At 60.1% G+C, this 20,087-nt stretch carries 18 protein-coding genes; 7 read left to right on the forward strand and 11 right to left on the reverse strand.

What is annotated here, in order from left to right; all coding sequences use genetic code 11:
- The first annotated feature begins 3 nt into the window (after positions 1-3).
- Positions 4-741 carry a uroporphyrinogen-III C-methyltransferase gene (gene cobA, locus C5F71_RS04270; RefSeq protein ID WP_104910711.1) on the forward strand — a complete coding sequence of 246 codons (738 nt, stop codon included), beginning with the start codon at positions 4-6 and terminating at the stop codon, positions 739-741.
- A gap of 62 nt (positions 742-803) precedes the next feature.
- Here the strand turns inward: cobA and C5F71_RS04275 are convergent, their stop codons facing one another.
- The 8 genes from C5F71_RS04275 to ppsA all read right to left on the reverse strand — a co-directional run bounded on the left by C5F71_RS04275 (position 804) and on the right by ppsA (position 8,933).
- Positions 804-1,784 carry an OmpA family protein gene (locus tag C5F71_RS04275; RefSeq protein WP_029298268.1) on the reverse strand — a complete coding sequence of 327 codons (981 nt, stop codon included), beginning with the start codon at positions 1,782-1,784 and terminating at the stop codon, positions 804-806.
- A gap of 107 nt (positions 1,785-1,891) precedes the next feature.
- Positions 1,892-2,482 carry an RNA polymerase sigma factor SigX gene (sigX, locus tag C5F71_RS04280; RefSeq protein WP_029298270.1) on the reverse strand — a complete coding sequence of 197 codons (591 nt, stop codon included), beginning with the start codon at positions 2,480-2,482 and terminating at the stop codon, positions 1,892-1,894.
- An 87-nt stretch (positions 2,483-2,569) separates the two neighbouring features.
- Complete coding sequence (locus C5F71_RS04285) at positions 2,570-3,394, reverse strand: mechanosensitive ion channel domain-containing protein (RefSeq protein WP_029298273.1); 825 nt, start codon at positions 3,392-3,394, stop codon at positions 2,570-2,572.
- A gap of 2 nt (positions 3,395-3,396) precedes the next feature.
- The gene (locus C5F71_RS04290; protein ID WP_038442312.1) at positions 3,397-3,642 is read right to left on the reverse strand and encodes a hypothetical protein; all 246 of its coding nucleotides are present in this window, start codon (positions 3,640-3,642) and stop codon (positions 3,397-3,399) included.
- 85 nt (positions 3,643-3,727) lie between these two features.
- Positions 3,728-4,723 (reverse strand): zinc transporter ZntB, encoded by a 996-nt coding sequence (locus C5F71_RS04295; RefSeq protein ID WP_029298277.1) that lies wholly within the window; start codon positions 4,721-4,723, stop codon positions 3,728-3,730.
- Between the two features lie 24 nt (positions 4,724-4,747).
- Positions 4,748-5,239, reverse strand: coding sequence for a ribonuclease E activity regulator RraA (rraA, locus tag C5F71_RS04300; RefSeq protein WP_029298280.1), 492 nt, complete (start codon positions 5,237-5,239; stop codon positions 4,748-4,750).
- Between the two features lie 229 nt (positions 5,240-5,468).
- Positions 5,469-6,458, reverse strand: coding sequence for an alpha/beta fold hydrolase (locus C5F71_RS04305; RefSeq protein ID WP_029298282.1), 990 nt, complete (start codon positions 6,456-6,458; stop codon positions 5,469-5,471).
- A 99-nt stretch (positions 6,459-6,557) separates the two neighbouring features.
- On the reverse strand, positions 6,558-8,933 hold the full coding sequence (gene ppsA, locus C5F71_RS04310) for a phosphoenolpyruvate synthase (protein WP_029298284.1): 2,376 nt from the start codon (positions 8,931-8,933) through the stop codon (positions 6,558-6,560).
- A gap of 178 nt (positions 8,934-9,111) precedes the next feature.
- Here ppsA and C5F71_RS04315 point away from each other — a divergent pair, with 178 nt between their 5' ends.
- Positions 9,112-9,930, forward strand: coding sequence for a pyruvate, water dikinase regulatory protein (locus C5F71_RS04315; RefSeq protein ID WP_029298286.1), 819 nt, complete (start codon positions 9,112-9,114; stop codon positions 9,928-9,930).
- A gap of 60 nt (positions 9,931-9,990) precedes the next feature.
- Here the strand turns inward: C5F71_RS04315 and C5F71_RS04320 are convergent, their stop codons facing one another.
- Positions 9,991-11,415, reverse strand: a complete 1,425-nt coding sequence (locus C5F71_RS04320) for a PLP-dependent aminotransferase family protein (RefSeq protein ID WP_070995177.1) — start codon at positions 11,413-11,415, stop codon at positions 9,991-9,993.
- A 160-nt stretch (positions 11,416-11,575) separates the two neighbouring features.
- On the opposite strand from C5F71_RS04320, the gene C5F71_RS04325 reads away from it, so the two are divergent.
- The 5 genes from C5F71_RS04325 to C5F71_RS04345 are packed head-to-tail and all read left to right on the forward strand — an operon-like array spanning position 11,576 to position 17,045.
- The gene (locus tag C5F71_RS04325) at positions 11,576-12,469 is read left to right on the forward strand and encodes a DMT family transporter (protein ID WP_166647876.1); all 894 of its coding nucleotides are present in this window, start codon (positions 11,576-11,578) and stop codon (positions 12,467-12,469) included.
- Between the two features lie 26 nt (positions 12,470-12,495).
- On the forward strand, positions 12,496-14,355 hold the full coding sequence (moeB, locus tag C5F71_RS04330; RefSeq protein WP_104910712.1) for a molybdopterin-synthase adenylyltransferase MoeB: 1,860 nt from the start codon (positions 12,496-12,498) through the stop codon (positions 14,353-14,355).
- A 25-nt stretch (positions 14,356-14,380) separates the two neighbouring features.
- On the forward strand, positions 14,381-15,295 hold the full coding sequence (locus C5F71_RS04335) for a PLP-dependent cysteine synthase family protein (RefSeq protein ID WP_029298292.1): 915 nt from the start codon (positions 14,381-14,383) through the stop codon (positions 15,293-15,295).
- A 23-nt stretch (positions 15,296-15,318) separates the two neighbouring features.
- Positions 15,319-16,311 (forward strand): serine O-acetyltransferase, encoded by a 993-nt coding sequence (locus tag C5F71_RS04340; RefSeq protein ID WP_104910713.1) that lies wholly within the window; start codon positions 15,319-15,321, stop codon positions 16,309-16,311.
- A 2-nt stretch (positions 16,312-16,313) separates the two neighbouring features.
- The gene (locus tag C5F71_RS04345) at positions 16,314-17,045 is read left to right on the forward strand and encodes an alanyl-tRNA editing protein (RefSeq protein WP_104910714.1); all 732 of its coding nucleotides are present in this window, start codon (positions 16,314-16,316) and stop codon (positions 17,043-17,045) included.
- 117 nt (positions 17,046-17,162) lie between these two features.
- On the opposite strand, the gene prpD is transcribed toward C5F71_RS04345, so the two are convergent.
- Positions 17,163-18,647, reverse strand: coding sequence for a 2-methylcitrate dehydratase (gene prpD, locus C5F71_RS04350; protein ID WP_104910715.1), 1,485 nt, complete (start codon positions 18,645-18,647; stop codon positions 17,163-17,165).
- A gap of 239 nt (positions 18,648-18,886) precedes the next feature.
- Positions 18,887-20,077 carry a 2-methylaconitate cis-trans isomerase PrpF gene (gene prpF, locus C5F71_RS04360; protein ID WP_104912594.1) on the reverse strand — a complete coding sequence of 397 codons (1,191 nt, stop codon included), beginning with the start codon at positions 20,075-20,077 and terminating at the stop codon, positions 18,887-18,889.
- Between the last annotated feature and the right edge of the window lie 10 nt (positions 20,078-20,087).

Below are 20,087 nucleotides of genomic sequence, written 5' to 3' on the forward strand. Positions count from 1 at the left end.
AATATGAGTGCAAAAGTCTGGCTGGTGGGCGCAGGCCCGGGTGATCCGGAGTTGTTGACCCTCAAGGCGGTGCGGGCCCTGCACGAGGCCGATGTGGTGTTGATTGATGACTTGGTCAACCCGGCAGTGCTTGAACATTGCCCAGGTGCGCGGGTGATTACCGTCGGCAAACGCGGCGGCTGCCGTTCCACGCCCCAGGATTTCATTCACCGTTTGATGCTGCGTTACGCGCGTCAGGGTAAATGTGTGGTGCGCCTCAAAGGCGGTGATCCGTGCATTTTTGGCCGTGGCGGCGAAGAAGCGACCTGGCTCAGGGAGCGAGGCGTGAGTGTGGAGCTGGTCAATGGCATCACCGCCGGGCTGGCAGGTGCGACCAATTGCGATATACCGCTGACACTGCGCGGAATCAGTCGCGGCGTAACGCTGGTCACTGCCCATACCCAGGACGACAGCAGCCTGAATTGGCGGGCACTGGCCGAAGGGGGCACAACACTGGTGATCTACATGGGCGTGGCGAAGCTTTCAGAGATTGCCCGGCAACTGCTGGAAGGTGGCATGGCCGCTGATATGCCAGTGGCGATGATCGAGAACGCCTCGCTGCCCCAACAGCGTGAGTGCCGCAGCTCCCTGGCACGCATGCACGATGATGCCCAGGCATTCGCCTTGAGGAGCCCGGCTATCCTGGTGATCGGTGCGGTGGCGGCAGCGGCGGTTGAAGCAGCATTGGCCGCCAGCGCCTGAGGCAAATCGCAGGCGAAAAAAAGCCCGGCTCAAGAGCCGGGCTTTTTTCTACCACTCAGTAATTACTGAGCTTGAGCTTCAACCGATGCTTCTACGCGACGGTTAACAGCACGACCAGCTTCAGTTGCGTTGTCAGCAACTGGGCGGGATTCGCCGTAACCTACGGAGGTGATACGGCCAGCGTCAACGCCGTCTTTAACCAGGACTTGCTTAACAGCGTCAGCACGACGCTGGGACAGCTTCTGGTTGTAAGCGTCTGGACCGACGGAGTCAGTGTGACCAGCAACTTCTACGTTGGTAGCTGGGTACTGAGCCATGAAGTCGGCCAGGTTTTTGACGTCGCCGTAGCTGTTAGGCTTAACAACGGCCTTGTCGAAGTCGAACTTAACGTCCAGCTCAACACGAACAACCTGAGCAACCGGAGCTTCTGGCTCTGGAACTGGCTCTGGAGCTGGTGCTGGGGTAGGAGCTGGAGCGGCTGCGCCAGCGTTACCGCCGAAGTTTACGCCCAGGCCGACCAGTGCGGAGTAATCCCACTTGCCGTTGTCCAGACCGTAGTCAGCTTCAACACCGGCACGAGCGTACAGGTTGTTGGTGAAGTAGTACTTAACGCCAGTACCAACGGTAGCGAAGGTAGTCTGGTCGCGACCGGTGTGGCCATCAGCACGTACGTTGCCACGGCTCTGGTGACCGAAACCACCTTCTACGTATGGACGCAGGGAGTCGACGCCAGCTTGACCGAAGTGGTATTGGGCAACGAGGCTGCCGGTATCACCTTTGATCTTCTGGTTGCCAGTACCGTCAGTCGAACGGGTGTGGTTGGTCTTGTCGTAGGACAAGTTCAAGGACAGGTCGTCGGTCAGGAAGTAACCGATGCGAGCGCCAGGATTGAAGCCGTCTTCGATGTGCTTGACGCTATCGTTGTACTGCTTCTTGTAGAACAGCTCGCCTTCAACTGCGCCTTGGCCTTGTGCCAGAACGCCGAAAGAAGTAGCGGCAATAAGAGAACCAATGGCCAAGCCCAAGGTGTTTTTCAGTTTCATCCGTTAAATCCCCATCTGGTGATTGTAAAGCAGTCCCACATACCGGGGGACAACTCGGCGACAAGTCTAACAGAACTTGCCTACACGTAAGAGATATTTGCACCGAACTAAGTTTCAGTACTGTCCGCAAATTTCTCACGTAATTTATCAAGAGCACGTTTGTAACGCATTTTTGTAGCACTCAAACCCATATGCATAATGTCAGCGATTTCCTGAAATTCCAGTTCTGCGACAAATCGTAGCACCAGAATTTCCCGGTCAATCGGGTTCACATGCACCAGCCAGCGATCAAGTCCGCCCTTCTCCTCGGGTGCCGGCGCCTTTTCTTCAGACGCTTCCTCAAGGGGGTCCAGACTCAATGCGTCCATCAAGCGACGCTTTCGCCGTTCCTTACGATACTGCGTGATGCACTCGTTGTACGTGATGCTGTAGAGCCAGGTTTTGAACTTCGATTTACCCTCGAAGTTCTTCAGGCCATACAACACCTTGAGCATCACTTCCTGACAGACATCATCCGCATCACGATCGTTCCCTAAATATCTTGAACAAACGTTGAACAGAGTGCGTTGATACCTGCGCATCAATTCTTCGTACGCGCGTGTTACGTGAAACAGCTCCGTGTGCGAGCGCGCGACCAACTCCTCATCAGAGAGCTCACGGGGGTCATAGCGCGTGGACAGCGTTTGGGCTTTATTCAAAACAAGTCGTGCCGACAGTCAGGTCAATGTCCGCCACATCCTGGATAGCCAGGATCGCGGCGGCGTACATTAGCAGGGTTTGCCGGGTTAGCGGCTACTGACCTGCTGTTCCAGCAGAACCCGATTGGACAGCGACACTAATTCGCCATCATCGGTCAGCAGGGTGGTTTTCACCGTGCCGATCTCTTCAATCTGCCCTTCGACCTCGCCAACACGCACGCTTTGCCCCACCTGATACAACTCACGCACATAGATTCCCGCAAGAATCTGCCCGGCAATTCCCCGGCTTCCCAAACCCATGGCCAGCGCAACGGCCAGACCAACGGTAATCAAAACGATCACAATCACATGGTTGAGCAGGTCAGTCTTGACCTCCAACTGGCTGATCGCCACCGAAATACTGATGATGATCACCAGCCCTTGGGCAATTCGCCCCAGGCCACCTGCATAGTCCAGGCCTACGCCTTCAGCGGCGCCGCGCACCAGGCCATTGGCCAGTTGCGCCAGCAGAACGCCGACCAGCAACACCAGCGCGCCGCCGAATACTTTCGGCAAATACAGCGCCAGCATGTCGAGCGTAGCTGAAACTCGCTCAAGTCCAAGGGATTGCGCCGCAGAAACCAGAAAAATCAGCAAAACAAACCAGTAGACGATCTTGCCGATCAGTGTCGAGATCGGCACTTGCAGCCCGGCGCGCCCCAGCAACTTGGTCAATCCGGTGCCGGCCATCAAACGATCGAGGCCCAGCTTGGCGAGCAATTTGGAGAGCAGGGTGTCGAGCAGCTTGGCCACGACAAAACCCAGCAGCACCAGCACCAGCGCACCAAACAGGTTGGGAATGAAATTCGCCACCTTGGTCCACAACGCAGTCATTGCAGTGACCAGACTCTGCGTCCAGAGATCAAGTTCCATATTCAATCAGCCTTATCAGCAGTGCGAGCAATAGGTTTACGACGAGAAACAGGCGATACGTGGGCCGAACCATTGTTCAGCGCCATCATCAGTGCCGGCACCCAGCGGCCGAGCAGACCAAACAGGTCGCCCGCGCCCACCTGGCGGTTGGCGGTTTTCAGTACGCGCCCCAGGCAAGCATCGTCGTCACGGTTGGACGGCGAAGCGTTAAGCATGTCACGCAAAGACTGTTCAAACGGATCGTGCATAGGGACCTCTCGCAAGTGATTTAAAAGACGAGGGCAAAATTCGTCTGGTCACATGACCTCTCCTGCCGTTCAGGTCACGTTCAGGTCAAACCCAGCGTAAACGTCGAAACAGCCACCACTGCCCAAGGGCCACCGAGACCATCAACAAGCAGGCAATCGCGAAGCCATAGGGGCTCTCGGAAAACGGAATCCCCCCTACGTTGATCCCCAGCAAGCCGGTCAGGAAACTCATCGGCAAAAAGATCCCGGTGATGATCCCGAAGCGGTACATCGTGCGGTTCATGCGCACGCTCAAACGCCGATCCTCGGCCTCCAGCACCAGCCCCACGCGCTCCCGGCTCAATTCCAGCTCTTCCAGGTAACGGGTCAGGCTGTTATTCAATTCATTCCAATAGTCAGCATCGTCATCGACGAACCAGGGCAGTTTTATGCGTGTCAGTTGCGCGAAAATATCGCGCTGGGGTGCCAGGAAGCGCTTGAGCGCGGCGGCCCGCCGACGGATCTGCAGGACGCTGCCATGCTCCGGGGTATACCGTTCGTCGGTATCCAGTTTTTCTTCTTCGATATCGACGATTTCAGACAAGTCGCTGACCAAATCCTGCACTTTATTGGTCAGGTACTGCGCCATGTACAGGATCAGCTCGGAAGCAGTCCTGGGGCCTTTTCCATCCGCCAACTGCACCAGCAACTCATCGGTAGCGCGCAAGGGCCGCAGACGCAGGGAAATGACCCGGTCAGCCGCAGCAAAGATACGCACCGACACCATGTCTTCCGGCTCCGCCCCCGGATTGAGGTTGATTCCACGCAGAAACAGCAGCAACTCGTCGTCCGGTAGCGGCAGCAAACGTGGCCGGGTGTTCTCCTCCAGCAGCAGGTCACAGGCGAACTCGCTCAGGCCACTGGATTTGCGCAACCACGTCTGGGTCTGGGGATGACTGCGATCCCAATGCAGCCACAGGCTTTCCTGGGGCTGCATTTGCAGGTCGTCAAGCTCAGTCCGGGCAATCGAACGCGCACCGCCTTTACCGTCCAGTACGAGGGCGTGTACCAGCCCCCACTGCGCGTTTTCTTCCTCGAACATCCTCACCCCTGTCGGCTATTGCAGTTATTCAGGCATTTTCAACGGGCTGGGCGAAACAATCACGCCATTGTTATCGGCATAGACATATTCACCGGGACGGAATGTCACGCCCGCAAATGTCACGGCCCCGCCCAGGTCGCCCACGCCTTGGCGATGGCTCTTTTTCGGGTGGCTGGCCAAGGCCTGCACGCCCAGGTCGGTCTGGGCGAGCACGTCCACATCACGCACACAGCCGTAGATCACCAAGCCTTCCCAGCCGTTCTTTGCGGCTCGATCGGCGATCATGTCGCCCAGCAAGGCGCAGCGCAATGAACCACCACCGTCGACCACCAGCACTTTGCCGGTGCCATCGAGTTCGGCCTGCTCCTTGACCCTGGAGTTGTCCTCAAAGCACTTGACGGTCACGATCTGGCCACCGAAGGAGTCCCGCCCCCCAAAGTTGGCGAACATCGGCTCCAGCACCTGTACCAGGTCCGGGTAGGCGTCACACAGGTCGGGGGTAACGTAATGGTTCATCGAAAAACTCCTGTCGGTGAAAGAAGGTGTCGAACATCCACAGCTACATCAAGAAAACGCATCGCAACCGGCATTCTTTAAGACTTGCCGCTGCAAGGGCGACAATGATCAGACCCGCCAGGCTGTAACGCAATAGCCACTGCGCGACTGAATATGACCAGAATAGCCCGGTGCGTCATATCTTAGCCGCAAGCTATCTCAAGCGAAACGCCCTCTTTAGAGCCTTTCTTCAGACAGCCGCCGGCACCTGCACCTGTGCACCCGCCAAAGGTGTCAGGGGATCTTTCAGCCAACGCTGCACCAACGGCCATACTTCGGCCTGCGCCGCTTTACTCACCAGCATCTCGACATGCCCGAAATCACCGCTGAACCCTTGCTTGCGCCCCAGGCACAGGTATTGGCGGTGCTCGCTGCCCACTTGGTCAAACAGCTTGCGGCAGGCCCAGTCCGGGTCTTGATGATCGCCAGCGGCACTCACTGCCAGCAGCGGTATATCGACCTCGGCCAGGCCTTTCCACCAGTCGCGCTCGGCATCGCCAAAACGCCCGAACAGGCCGTGCCAGCGCATGCTTTCCAGGGCCAGGCCGATGGGCTCGTCTTCCGGGCCACGCTTGAGTCGCGAACCGGAAAGCTGGGCAAAGCGCTTCAAGATCAAGCGCCCACCCCACTCCACCGGCGGAATTTTCAACGGCCAGTAAGTGCGACTGACCTGGCAGCCAAACAGCGCCACCGACGCCACGGCCGGCGCCCCCAGATACTGGCCACCCAGCGCTGCCGCCAGGGTCGTGCCGCCCAACGAGTGACCGATCCAGTGCGGGATCTGCGCACTTTGCTCACGCACAAAAGCGGCGATGGCCGGTAAATCGTAACGAGCATAGTCGGCGACGCGATTCTTGGCGTAGTCCTGGTTACGTCGGGAAAGCCCGTGGCCACGCATTTCCGGGATCCATACATCAAAGCCCTGGCGCGCCAGATACGCCCCCAGGCCAATCCCTTTGGGCGAATACCAGAAACGGCGATTGGAAAAGCTGCCATGTACCAACACCACCGGTACGCCACGACTTTGCGCGACATCGGCCAGCCCCAGGCGTGTCACCGCCAGTTCTACGGTGCTGTCGGGGCTGTTGCCAGGCTTGAGACGGTAGACATCTTCACTCAGATCGCCACGACGCTCAGCGCTGATCAAGGCGACGGGAAACAGGTTGCTGCTGCTTTGCATAATGTTCTTGCACAAAAAAGGGCGGCGTCCGGAAGGAGTTCCGCCCTGTACAGAATGAGAAATGCCGGCCAGCCATATAGGCCGACCGGCAGATGGCAATTACGCCGAGGCTTGGCCTTCAGCCAGGAAGAACCAGGTTTCCAGCACGGAATCGGGGTTCAGCGAGACACTTTCGATGCCCTGTTCCATCAGCCATTTGGCCAGGTCCGGGTGATCGGAAGGGCCTTGGCCACAGATACCGATGTACTTGCCAGCCTTGTTGCAGGCCTGGATGGCGTTGGCCAACAGTTTCTTGACCGCAGGGTTACGCTCGTCAAACAGGTGGGCGATGATCCCGGAGTCGCGATCCAGGCCCAGGGTCAGTTGGGTCAGGTCATTGGAACCGATGGAGAAGCCATCGAAGAACTCCAGGAACTCCTCGGCGAGGATGGCGTTGGACGGCAGCTCGCACATCATGATCACGCGCAGGCCGTTTTCGCCACGGGTCAGACCGTTCTCAGCCAGCAGGTCGACCACCTGGCTCGCTTCGCCCAAGGTGCGCACGAAGGGCACCATGATCTCGACGTTGGTCAGGCCCATCTCGTTGCGCACACGCTTGAGGGCGCGGCATTCGAGCTCGAAGCAGTCACGGAACGCTTCGCTGATGTAGCGCGAGGCGCCACGGAAACCCAGCATCGGGTTTTCTTCTTCCGGCTCGTAAAGCTTGCCGCCGATCAGGTTCGCGTATTCGTTGGACTTGAAGTCCGACAGGCGCACGATGACTTTCTTCGGCCAGAAGGCCGCCGCCAGGGTGCTGATGCCTTCCACCAGCTTCTCGACGTAGAAACCAACAGGGTCGTTGTAGCCGGCGATGCGCTTGTCGACGCTGTCCTTGATTTCCACCGGCAGGCCGTCGTAGTTCAACAGGGCCTTGGGGTGCACGCCGATCATGCGGTTGATGATGAACTCCAGGCGGGCCAGGCCCACCCCGGCGTTCGGCAACTGCGCGAAGTCGAAGGCGCGGTCAGGGTTGCCGACGTTCATCATGATCTTGAACGGCAGGTCGGGCATGGCATCGATGGAGTTTTGCTTGATGTCGAAGCCCAGTTCACCTTCAAAGATGAAGCCGGTATCGCCTTCGGCGCAGGATACGGTGACGCCCTGGCCATCCTTGAGCAGTTGGGTCGCGTTGCCGCAACCGACTACTGCCGGGATCCCCAGTTCACGGGCAATGATCGCCGCGTGGCAGGTACGCCCGCCACGGTTGGTGACGATGGCGCTGGCGCGCTTCATCACGGGTTCCCAATCCGGGTCGGTCATGTCGGAGACCAGCACGTCACCCGGCTGGACCTTGTCCATCTCGGACACGTCCTTGATGATCCGCACCTTGCCAGCGCCGATGCGCTGGCCGATGGCACGGCCTTCCACCAGCACGGTGCCGGTTTCTTTCAACAGGTAGCGTTCCATGACATTGGCCGAGGTGCGGCTTTTAACGGTTTCCGGACGTGCCTGGACGATGTACAGCTTGCCGTCATCGCCGTCCTTGGCCCACTCGATGTCCATCGGGCACTTGTAGTGCTTCTCGATGATCATCGCCTGCTTGGCCAATTCACTGACTTCGGCATCGCTGAGGCAGAAGCGCGCACGCTCGGCCTTGTCGACATCAACGGTTTTCACCGAGCGACCGGCCTTGGCCTCGTCGCCGTAGATCATCTTGATAGCCTTGCTGCCCAGGTTGCGGCGCAGGATCGCCGGGCGACCGGCCTCAAGGGTGTGCTTGTGCACGTAGAACTCGTCCGGGTTGACCGCGCCTTGTACGACGGTTTCGCCCAGGCCGTAGGCGCCGGTGATAAACACCACGTCACGGAAGCCCGATTCGGTATCCAGGGTGAACATCACACCGGCGGTACCGGTTTCCGAACGCACCATGCGCTGCACACCGGCAGACAGGGCAACCAGCTTGTGGTCAAACCCCTGATGCACGCGGTAGGAAATGGCGCGGTCGTTGAACAGCGAGGCGAACACTTCCTTCGCTGCGCGGATGACGTTTTCTACGCCACGGATGTTCAGGAAGGTTTCCTGCTGGCCGGCGAAAGAGGCGTCGGGCAAATCTTCGGCGGTGGCCGAGGAACGCACGGCGACAGCCATGTCCGGGTTGCCCGCCGACAGGGTGGCGAAGGCGGTGCGGATTTCTGCGTTGAGCTTCTCGGGGAACTCGGCTTCCATGATCCACTGGCGGATCTGCGCGCCGGTCTTGGCCAGAGCGTTGACATCATCGACGTCCAACGCGTCCAGGGCAGCGTGGATCTGGTCGTTGAGACCACTCAGTTCGAGGAAGTCGCGATATGCCTGGGCCGTGGTGGCGAAACCACCGGGCACTGAGACACCGGCGCCCGCAAGATTACTGATCATCTCGCCGAGGGATGCGTTCTTGCCCCCCACATGCTCTACATCATGGACGCCGAGCTTATCGAGGGAAACTACGTACTCTACCAAGGTGATCTCTCCACTAACTGTGTTGGAAAAGCTCAGGGCGCCGGGGGCTCAATAGGAGCATTTACCGGCGTTTGTGGCCTGGACCTGGAAAATAAGTGAGAATGCGGCCCACTGTGGGACGGCAAAATCGCGCCTATCATATCCAAGATTCGTCATCAGCTTAAGGCCCAAGGCTCAAATGAAACGATCTGCTTTCTTTATCTCCGATGGCACCGGCATTACCGCCGAAACCCTGGGTCAGAGCCTGCTGGCGCAGTTCGAAAGCATTACCTTCGCCAAATTCACCCGGCCTTATATCGATAACGTGGATAAAGCGCGGGCCATGGTACAACAAATCAATCTGGCCGCCGAAAAAGACGGTGTACGCCCGATCATTTTCGACACCATCGTCAACCAGGACATCCGTGAGATCCTCGCGACTTCCAATGGTTTCATGATCGACATCTTCTCGACCTTCCTTGCGCCCCTGGAACAGGAGCTCAGTGAGCATTCCTCATACTCCGTGGGCAAGTCCCATTCCATTGGCCACAATTCCAACTATATGGAGCGGATCGAGGCGGTGAACTTCGCCCTGGACAACGACGACGGCGCCCGCACCCACTACTACGACAAGGCCGACCTGATCCTGGTCGGCGTGTCGCGCTGCGGCAAGACCCCGACCTGCCTGTACATGGCCATGCAGTTTGGCATCCGCGCGGCCAACTACCCGCTGACCGAGGACGACATGGAACGCCTGCAACTGCCGGCGGTGCTGCGCAAACATCAGCACAAGCTCTTCGGCCTGACCATCGACCCGGACCGACTCACGGCCATCCGTAACGAACGCAAGCCCAACAGCCGCTATTCGAGCTATGCCCAGTGCGAATTCGAAGTGCGGGAAGTGGAAAACCTGTTCCGCCGGGAAAACATTGCGCACATCAACTCCACGCATTTTTCGGTGGAAGAGATTTCGGCGAAAATCCTTGTAGAAAAGGGTGTTGAGCGGCGCTTCAAATAACCCGTAGCCGCTAATGTGGCGAGCCCATTTGCCACATTAGCCCGTGCGCCACAACTGGGTTCACAGGTGAAACCGGTCCCCACCCTGCCCCAGCGCCGTGGCCAGCGCGTCAAATCCCGCCTTCAGCAATTGATCATCCCCCGACGTATTGCAAATGCTCGCCCGGATAAACTGCGGTACCGCCGTCTGCCCCACGGCAAAGGCTTCGGCCGTGGCGATCAGGTAATTATTCTGCTTGAGTTCCGCCTCGATTTCCGACGCTCGCCAAGGCTCAGGGACTTCAATCCAGAAATGCGGGCTGTTGGGGTGCGTCCGGTATTCCAGGCCGGCCAGCAGGCCTGCGACCAACGCTTTGCGCCGGCTGATTTCATTGATCTGCTGATGCAACAGGTACTCTGCCGTGCCGTTTTCAATCCACTGCGTGGCCAGTTCCAAGGTCACTGGTGTGGCCATCCAGCAGGTTGAACGCAGAGCCGCAGAAATACGGCTGACCAGCGCGGGCGGTGCATGCACATACCCCACCCGCAAGCCCGCCGACACGGCCTTGCTCAGGCTGCTGATCAGAATCGTGCGCTCCGGGGCAAAATGGCTCAGGGGCGGCGGGCGATCTGCCACCAACACCCCATGCGCCTCGTCCTCCAAGATCAGCAGATTGTGCTCACGACAGACCTTCACCAGCGCCTCACGGCGGGCCACCGACAACACCGCGGTCGTCGGATTCTGGATGGTCGGCGTGCAGTACAAGGCCGATACCCGGTGATTGCGACAGACCTCCTCCAGAGCTCCCGGCAACACGCCTTCCTCATCCATTTCCAGACCGATCAAGCGGATGCCGAGCATCCGCGCGGCGGTAATCAGGCCCGGATAGGTCAATTGCTCGGTGACTACCGTGTCGCCCGCACGCACCAACGCCATCAACGCGCACAGCAGCCCGTGCTGGCCGCCGTTGACACAGATGACCTGCTCTGGAATCGGATGAAAGTCACGCTGCACCAACCATTGCGCCCCGGCCGCGCGGTAGCGTGGCAGGCCGGCGTCCGGGGTGTAGGCGCTGATGTCCTGCAGGAACTTGGCATTCTTGGCCAGGGTTTCAAAGCCCTGGGCCAGGAACGTGGTCTCCTGCCCCGGGATATGCATATTGCGGCTCATATCGAAGTACTGGCGCGGCTCCTCGCTGACATTGCGAAAGCCTTCGTCACGCTGGCGCTCCATCCCACGCTTGCGTACGAACGTTCCGTCACCCACTCGCGCCACCACTAGGCCCAGGCGTTCCAGTTCGCCGTAGGCGCGGCTGATAGTGCCGATGGTCACCCCAAGATTGTCAGAAAGCACCCGGTGAGGCGGCAGTTTGCGCCCAGGCTCAATCAGACCTTCGAGGATGCCCCGTTCCATGACGTCGGACAGGCGTTTGTACTTCACGCCCTGCCCGCTGGACAGCCCCTCTCGCATAATTGACACCATGTCAATATTTGTTTTGACAGCCATCATTCGCCCTAATAGTGTGCTTTTACGGGTTCAATCACCGGGTGAAACCTCTAATTACAAGTTCAATATAGAGTTCAATTCCGGCTCAGGGAAGCAATAAACGATGCCAATGTCCGCCGTTCTCGAAAATACCGAAAAAACCAAATCCCCCAAACAATGGCTGGCTGGCCTGATCACCAGTGTGATGTTCCTGATTGTCTGCCTGAGCTGGGGCACCACCTGGCTAGGGATCAAGATCGCGGTGGAAAGCGTGCCGCCGCTGACGTCGGCGGGGTTGCGCTTTTTGATCGCCTTCCCACTGTTCCTGTGCTTTGCCTTTCTGCGTCGCGAGCCGATCCTGTTCCCCCGGGAAAGCCGCTGGTTCTTTGTGTTCGTGACCCTTTGCTACTTCAGCGTGCCTTACTACCTGCTCAACTACGGCGAGATGCACGTCTCATCCGGGCTCACCGCGCTGCTGTTCAGCTGCATGCCAGTGTTCATCCTGATCTTCTCGGCACTGTTCCTGCGCGAACGCATCTACTTTTCCCAGGTCGTCGGTATCGGCATCGGCTTCGGCAGCCTGTACATGATCATCCGCAGCCAGGGACTGCACCTTGACCACGCCGAATTCTTCGGCGTACTGGCAATTCTGACCGCCGCAATCCTGCATGCCTTGTGCTATGTCATTACCAAGCAAAAAGGCAGCGCCATCAGCGTGATCACCTACAACACTCTGCCCATCGGGATTGCCGGGCTGATGCTGTTTGTCGCCGGGCTGTGGTTTGAATCGCCGACCTTCGAGGCCATCACCCTGCGGTCCTGGAGCGCCCTGTTCTACCTGGGCCTGGTGGCCTCGGTCGGCGGGTTTATCGTGTATTTCATGCTACTCAAGCGTCTGAGCCCGATCATCCTGTCGTTCGTCTTCATTATTTTCCCGGTGTTCGCCGTAATCATCGGCGCCTGGTACGAAGGCCTGGAGTTGTCCCGGGACCTGATGCTGTACTCGGCGATCCTGCTGGCCGGCTTTGCCATCACCAAGTTGCCGATCGAAAAGTTGCTGGCAAAAGCCAATTGACCCTTTCCCCACCACGCGAGAGAAACATGGACGTCCTCCGCCAAACCGCCCTGGAACAGATCTACGCCCACGCCAGCAGCACCTACCCCGAAGAGTGCTGCGGCTTTGTCTTTGCAGACGGCAGCGTCTACCTGGGCAGCAATATCCAGAACGAGCTGCATCGCAAGAACCCCGAGGCCTACCCCCGCAGCGCGGCCAACGGCTACACCTTCTCGGTGACCGACACGCTGCTGATGAACAAGGCCTTTCGCACGGATAACCCGGTGGTGGTGATCTACCACTCCCACCCGGATGTCGGTGCGTACTTCAGTGACGAGGATCAGGACAAGGCCCTGTACATGGGCGAACCGATCTACCCCGTCAGCTACCTGGTGGTGGATGTCCGCCAGGGCAAGGCCCTTGGGTCGAAGCTGTTTGCCTGGGATGGCACACACTTCGCCCTCAACCCCTTCAACGACCTGCAAACGGAGTTGTACATGAACGCTGTCTCTTTCCCCGACATCCTGGTCCGGGTGGCCAAGTTGCCAGAATCGACCCTCGAGGGTGCCGGATCGACATTGCGCGAAGTCATTGAAGACACCTGCACCCGCCACCCCCAACTGCGGGCGCACCTGTTCCACGAAAACAACGGCCAGCTCAAGGAGCATTTCCTGTTCACCGCAGGGGAAGAACTGATCGGCCCCGACGAGCCACTGCCCGCAGAGGCCAGAATCGAAGTGCTGCTGGCCACCTCCGGCGGCATGGACATCGAGTCGTTGAGCAACGAGGAAGTGCAGCGCTATGTGCGCCATATCACCCTGCCCGGCGTAGGCCGCGAAGGGCAACTGAACCTGAAGAAGGCCAAGGTGCTGATCATCGGCACTGGTGGCCTGGGCTCGCCCATCAGCCTGTACCTGGCCGCCGCCGGCATTGGCACCCTGGGGCTGGTGGACTTCGACGTGGTGGAAAGCAGCAACCTGCAACGCCAGGTCGTGCACGGCAACAGCACCCTGGGCCTGCCCAAGGTCGAGTCCGCCAAGCGCCGGCTGCAGGACCTCAACGCGCATATCAAAATCAACACCTACGACACCGCACTGAACGCCGACAATGCCCTGGAACTGGTCGGTGCCTACGACCTGGTGATCGACGGCACCGACAACTTCGAGACCCGCTACCTGGTCAACGACGCCTGCGTACAGCTGGGCAAGCCGCTGGTGTATGGCGCGATCTACCGTTTCGACGGCCAGATCAGCGTGTTCAATTATCAAGGCGGGCCCTGCTACCGCTGCCTGTACCCCCACGCGCCACCTGCGGAACTGGCGCCCAATTGCAGCGCCGGCGGGGTCATCGGCGTACTGCCCGGCGTGGTCGGGATGATCCAGGCCACCGAAGCAATCAAGTTGTTGATCGGCCTGGGTGACTCCTTGTCCGGACGGTTGATGCGCTTTGATGCCCTGGCCATGAAGTTCAGCGAAATCCGTTTCAAGCGCCGCGCCGACTGCCCGTGCTGCTCCGAACTGCGTGAAGAACACCAACCCGCAGCAGCCGTGTGTGCCGATACCCTCCGCGCGCCCAGCCTGGCCGCAGAGCACTACATCAAGCCCCAGGTGCTCAAGCAGTTGCTGGAGCAGCGCAGCAGCGCCGATATCCTGCTGGATGTGCGCGACGCCAGCGAGCTGGAGGTATGCCAACTACCGGGCGTGCTGCACATCCCCCTGGCCCAGCTCGACGCGCAACTCGACAGCCTGAGCCGTGCAAACACCCATTACCTGATCTGCTATGCCGGCAGCCGCGCCGAGCAAGCCGCCAGCACCCTGCTGGCTGCGGGCTTTGCCAACACCCGGGTGCTGCAAGGCGGTATGAAACACTGGGTGCGCGACGTCGAACCCGACATGCCTTTGTACTGATCACAGGCCTTGGGGGACTTATCTGATGCTGCATAACTCCATACTCGACGCCATTGGCCAAACGCCCATCGTGCGCCTGGAACAATTCTCCGAAGACCTCGGCATCGAGGTCTTCGCCAAACTTGAATCCCTGAATCCGGGCGGCAGCCACAAGGCGCGGATCGCCCTGGGGATGATCCTCGACGCCGAGCGCCGGGGCGTCCTGATTCGCGACTCGGGGCAGACCATCATCGAACCCAGCGGCGGCAACACCGGCATCGGCCTGGTCATGGCCGGCAATGTGCTGGGCTACAAGGTGGTGCTGGTGATTCCCGATAACTACAGCCCCGAAAAGCAAAAACTGCTGCGCCTGTATGGGGCCAAGGTGGTGCTCTCGGACAGCCGCCTGGGCAACAACTCCCATGGCGAAAAGTGCATGGAACTGCAGTTGGAAAACCCCAGCTTCGTCATGCTCAACCAGCAGCGCAACGGCGCCAACCCCCAGACCCATCGCGACACCACCGCCCCGGAAATCATCCGCGCCTTTGGCCAGCGCCAGGTCGACTACTTCGTCAGCGGCATCGGCACCGGGGGCCATATCACCGGTATCGGTGAAACCCTCAAGGCCACCTGGCCGCAGATCCGCGTGATGGGTGTCGAGCCCGAGGAGTGCGACCTGCTCAGCGACCGTCATGCGCCGCACCATATCCAGGGCCTGTCCATCGGCCTGATCCCGAGCATTCTCAACCTGAATGTACTGGACGGCATGCTCAAGGTTTCGCGCCTCGATTGCCTGGAAATGATGAAGCGCATCATGCGTACCGATGCCATCAGCCTGGGGCTGTCGTCCGCCGCCAACATGGTGGCCATCGCCAGGCTTGCCCCGGAACTGCCCACCGACACCGTCGTCCTGACCATGGTGTACGACAGCGCCGACAGCTATCTGCCCTGTTTCGAATAACGACAATTGCGGGGGTGCCTTCCATGGGAGGCTTTATCGACATGCAACAGTTGCACGATGAGTTGCTGACGCACCTCATCAAGACCCTCTCGCCGGCACAGATCTCACAACTGCAGCCACACTTGGCGGCATTGATCCAGCCAGCGGCGCAGGAAGTGGCCGAGGACCTGATCGCCTATGCCTGGCGCGACCCGGCGTCCAGGGGCCGGGGCGAATTGATCCTGGAGTCCTACGCCTCGTTCAAGGCCGTGCTGTACTACCGCTTGGCGCATCGGGTGTGGAACCTTCCCGACCAGCCCCACGGCCAGTTCTGCGCCATTGCGCTGACTTTGAGCAACCAGGGCAAGATCCTGTCCGGGGCCGAAATCCACCCGGCAGCCCGCATTGGCCGGCGCTTTGTACTGGATCATGGCTTTGGCACGGTGATCGGCGAAACCTGCGAGATCGGCAATGACTGCTACATCCTGTGCGGCGTGACCCTGGGCGCCCGGGGCATCGCCAACAACCCCGACGGCAAGCGCCACCCACGCCTGGGCAACAACGTCGAAGTCGGCTCGGGCGCGAGGGTGCTCGGGTATGTGCTGATCGGCGACGACGTGTTTATCAGCCCTTCCTGCGTCATCACCCAGGACGTGCCTGCAGGCACCAAGGTCAAGGTGGTCAACCAGATCCAACTGCAAAAGAACGACGAATCAGATGCCAGCAATTACCTCGGGGCGTTTGCCCTCGACGAGCGCCTGCATGTGGTCGGCGAAGTCAGCACCAGCCACCGGGTCACGGTGCTGGATGCCGACTTCCATCCGCTGTCCAGCCTGGTGCTGGAGCCAACGGTCAAGGAACGTCATCACCTGCAATTTCGCCTGCGCACGCTGCAGACACCCACTTGCTCACCGCGCCTGCCCCTGAACCTGAAAGTGTGTGGGCCGAAGTTCGAGGTCACCCTGCTTTCCCCACCCGGGCTAAGCGCAATGGTGCGGCGCCTGCTGCAAACCAGCCCACTGATCGTTGGAGGTTGAACATGTCCGTACACACCATGGAAACCCTGGCGCTGTTCGACAGCGCGCCTTACCAGAATGCCTTCAGCGCCCGCGTGATCGCCGTCAGCGAACAGGGCGTCGCCCTGGAACACACCCTGTTCTATCCCACCGGAGGCGGCCAGCCGGGCGACACCGGCTACTTCACCCTGCCCGACGCAAGCCAGGTCAAAGTGACCGGGACGGTGCGCGACCCCGTGCTGCGCTCGATCATCTGGCATCAAGTGGAGCATTGCCCCGAATCATTGCGAGCAGGCGTGCAGGTAGACGCCGGCCTGGACTGGGAGCGGCGCTACCAGCACATGAAGATGCATACCTGCCTGCATCTGCTGTGCGCAATCGTCGACGCACCGGTGACCGGTTGCAGCATCAGCGCCGACAAAGGCCGCCTGGACTTCGACCTGCCGGAAATGACCCTGGACAAGGAGCACATCACCCGCGACCTGAATGCCCTGATCGAACAGGCCCATGCGGTCAAGTCGCTGTCGATGCCGGCCTCCGAGTATTCCACCCTGCTGCAGATCACCCGCACCCAGGCCGTCGCGCCACCGGTGGTCCAGGGAGCGGTGCGGGTCATCGAGATTGCCGGCATCGATATCCAGCCGTGTGGCGGCACCCATGTGGTCAACACCGAGGAAATCGGCCGGGTGTTCTGCGAGAAAATCGAGAAGAAGAGCAAGCACAACCGTCGGGTGATCCTGCGCTTTGAAACCTGAACCGGCCACCTGTAGGCGCTGGCTTGCCTGCGATATGAGCACCTCGGTATCGCAATCGCATCGCGGTGATGCTATCGCAGGCAAGCCAGTTCCTACAGGGGTCGGGGGCCTCGCGTGTCAGATGACGAACAGATCTACAAACCGGTTCACCGGCGTTGCTTCAAGCCGTGCCTGATCCTTGCACAGTGTAAAAATCTCGGCGCTACGCTGCGCGGTGAAGCGTGTCGCCAGGTTGGCCTTGAACTTGTCTTCCAGCAAAGGAATGCCATCCGCCCGGCGCCGACGATGGCCAATCGGGTATTCCACCGCAACCTGCTCGGTGCTTGAGCCATCCGTGAAGAACACCTGCACCGCGTTGGCAATGGAACGCTTGTCGGCCTCCAGGTATTCGCGGCTGTAGCGCGGGTCTTCGACGATGACCATCTTCTCGCGCAATTGATCGATGATCGGGTGCGCGGCATGGAACTCATCTTCGTACTGCTCGGCCACCAGGTTGCCAAACGCCAGGGGCACGGCCGTCATGTATTGCAGGCAATGGTCGCGGTCAGCCGCATTGGCCAGTTGGCCGACCTTGGAGATGATACGAATGGCCGACTCGTGGGTGGTGATCACGATCCGCTCGATTTCATGCAGGCGCTGCTTGACCTGCGGGTGCAAGGTGACGGCCGCTTCACACGCGGTCTGGGCGTGGAACTCCGCAGGGAAGCTGATCTTGAACAGCACGTTTTCCATCACATAAGTGCCATAGGGCTGGGGCAGGCTGAATGCGCGCTTGTCCTCAGGCTTGAGGGCCAGATCCTTGTTGGTATGGCTGAACAGTACGTCGTAGAACCCCCACTGCGGCGCGCTCAGCACACCCGGGATGCCCATTTCGCCACGCATGGCGATATCCGCCAGACGCACGCCACGGCTCGACGCATCCCCCGCCGCCCACGACTTGCGCGAACCGGCATTCGGCGCGTGACGGTAAGTGCGCAGGGCCTGCCCATCGACAAATGCCTGGGACAGTGCCGCCAGCAGTTGCTCGCGATTGGCGCCCATCAACTTGGCACAGACCGCTGTGGACGCAATCTTGACCAACAGCACATGGTCAAGGCCGACGCGGTTGAAGGAGTTTTCCAGGGCAATCACCCCCTGGATTTCGTGGGCCATGATCATCGCTTCCAGCACAGCCCGCACCGTCAACGGCGCCTCGCCCTGCGCCACGCGCTTTTGCGACAGGTGATCGGCAACGGCCAGGATGCCACCGAGGTTGTCCGAAGGGTGGCCCCACTCAGCGGCGAGCCAGGTGTCGTTGTAATCGAGCCAACGCACGATACAGCCGATGTCCCACGCCGCCTTGACCGGATCCAGGCGATAGGACGTGCCCGGCACCCGCGCACCAAAGGGCACCACCGTGCCTTCGACAATCGGCCCCAGATGCTTGGCGCACTCTGGGAAACGCAGGGCCAGCAGGCCACAGCCGAGGGTGTCCATCAGGCAGTTGCGGGCGGTGTCCAGGGCGTCCCGGGAATCAACGCGGTAGTTGAGGACGTAATCGGCGATGTCCTGCAAAACCTGGTCGTAGTCGGGGCGGTTGTTCTGGTCGACGTTGGCGCTCATGGCAGTACTCCAAAATAGGTTGGGTGTGTTCCTTCCTCAGGCTCAGGGTTGGTTGTTTGTGGCAGGTCTGAGTGCCTGCTCTCGTACATAAATTCAGAAGCTACCGATAATCCCCAGTGGAAGCGGGTTTGTGTGGGAGCGGGCTTGCCCGCGAAAGCGGTGGATCAGTCAGTACAGATGCTGACTGAAATACCGCAATCGCGGGCAAGCCCGCTCCCACATTGGGGCCGGTGCAAGGTTTAGAACGCGTCGCCGGGAACGCGCACGAAGCCTTCCATCAATACGCGCGCACTGCGGCTCATGATGGCTTTCTTCACCACCCATTCGCCGTTGACCTGGCTGGCTTCGGCGCCCACACGCAGGGTGCCGGACGGATGCCCGAACCGCACCGCATTACGCTCCACGCCGCCGGCCGCCAGGTTGACCAGGGTTCCGGAAATCGCCGCCGCCGTGCCAATCGCCACCGCCGCCGTGCCCATCATCGCGTGATGCAGCTTGCCCATGGATAACGCCCGCACCAGCAGGTCCACATCCCCTGCCTTGATCGCCTTGCCGCTGGAGGCCAGGTAATCCGCAGGCTTGGCCACGAACGCCACCTTCGGCGTGTGCTGGCGCTGGGCGGCTTCGTCCAGGTGTTTGATCAGGTCCATGCGCAACGCGCCATGGGCACGCACGGTCTCGAACATGGCCAGGGCTTTGGGATCGCCATTGATCGCGCCTTGCAGCTCGGTGCCGGTGTAGCCGAGATCTTCGGCGTTGATAAAAATCGTCGGGATCCCCGCGTTGATCAGCGTCGCCTTGAACGTGCCGACGCCCGGCACTTCCAGGTCGTCGATCAGGTTGCCGGTGGGGAACATCGAACCACCGCCGCCCTCTTCTTCCGCTGCCGGGTCGAGGAATTCCAGTTGCACTTCGGCAGCCGGGAAGGTCACGCCATCCAGCTCGAAGTCGCCGGTTTCCTGCACCGCACCGTCGGTGATGGGCACATGGGCGATGATGGTCTTGCCGATATTCGCCTGCCAGACCCGCACCACGGCTACGCCGTTATGGGGCACGCGGCTGGGGTCAACCAGCCCGGCGCTGATGGCGAACGAACCGACCGCCGCCGACAGGTTGCCGCAGTTGCCGCTCCAATCAACAAAGGGCTTGTCGATAGACACCTGGCCAAACAAGTAGTCCACGTCATGATCGGCGCGGGTGCTTTTGGCGAGGATCACCGTCTTGCTGGTGCTCGACGTGGCACCGCCCATGCCGTCGATCTGCTTGTCATAGGGGTCGGGGCTGCCGATCACCCGCAACAGCAAGGCATCGCGGGCCGCGCCCGGGACCTGAGCCGATTCGGGCAGGTCCTTGAGATTGAAAAACACGCCCTTGCTGGTGCCGCCCCGCATGTAGGTGGCGGCGATCTTGATTTGCGCTACGTGTGTCATGGTCATCCTC

The organism is Pseudomonas sp. LG1D9 (genome assembly GCF_002949995.1).
GTDB classification, from domain to species: domain Bacteria; phylum Pseudomonadota; class Gammaproteobacteria; order Pseudomonadales; family Pseudomonadaceae; genus Aquipseudomonas; species Aquipseudomonas proteolytica.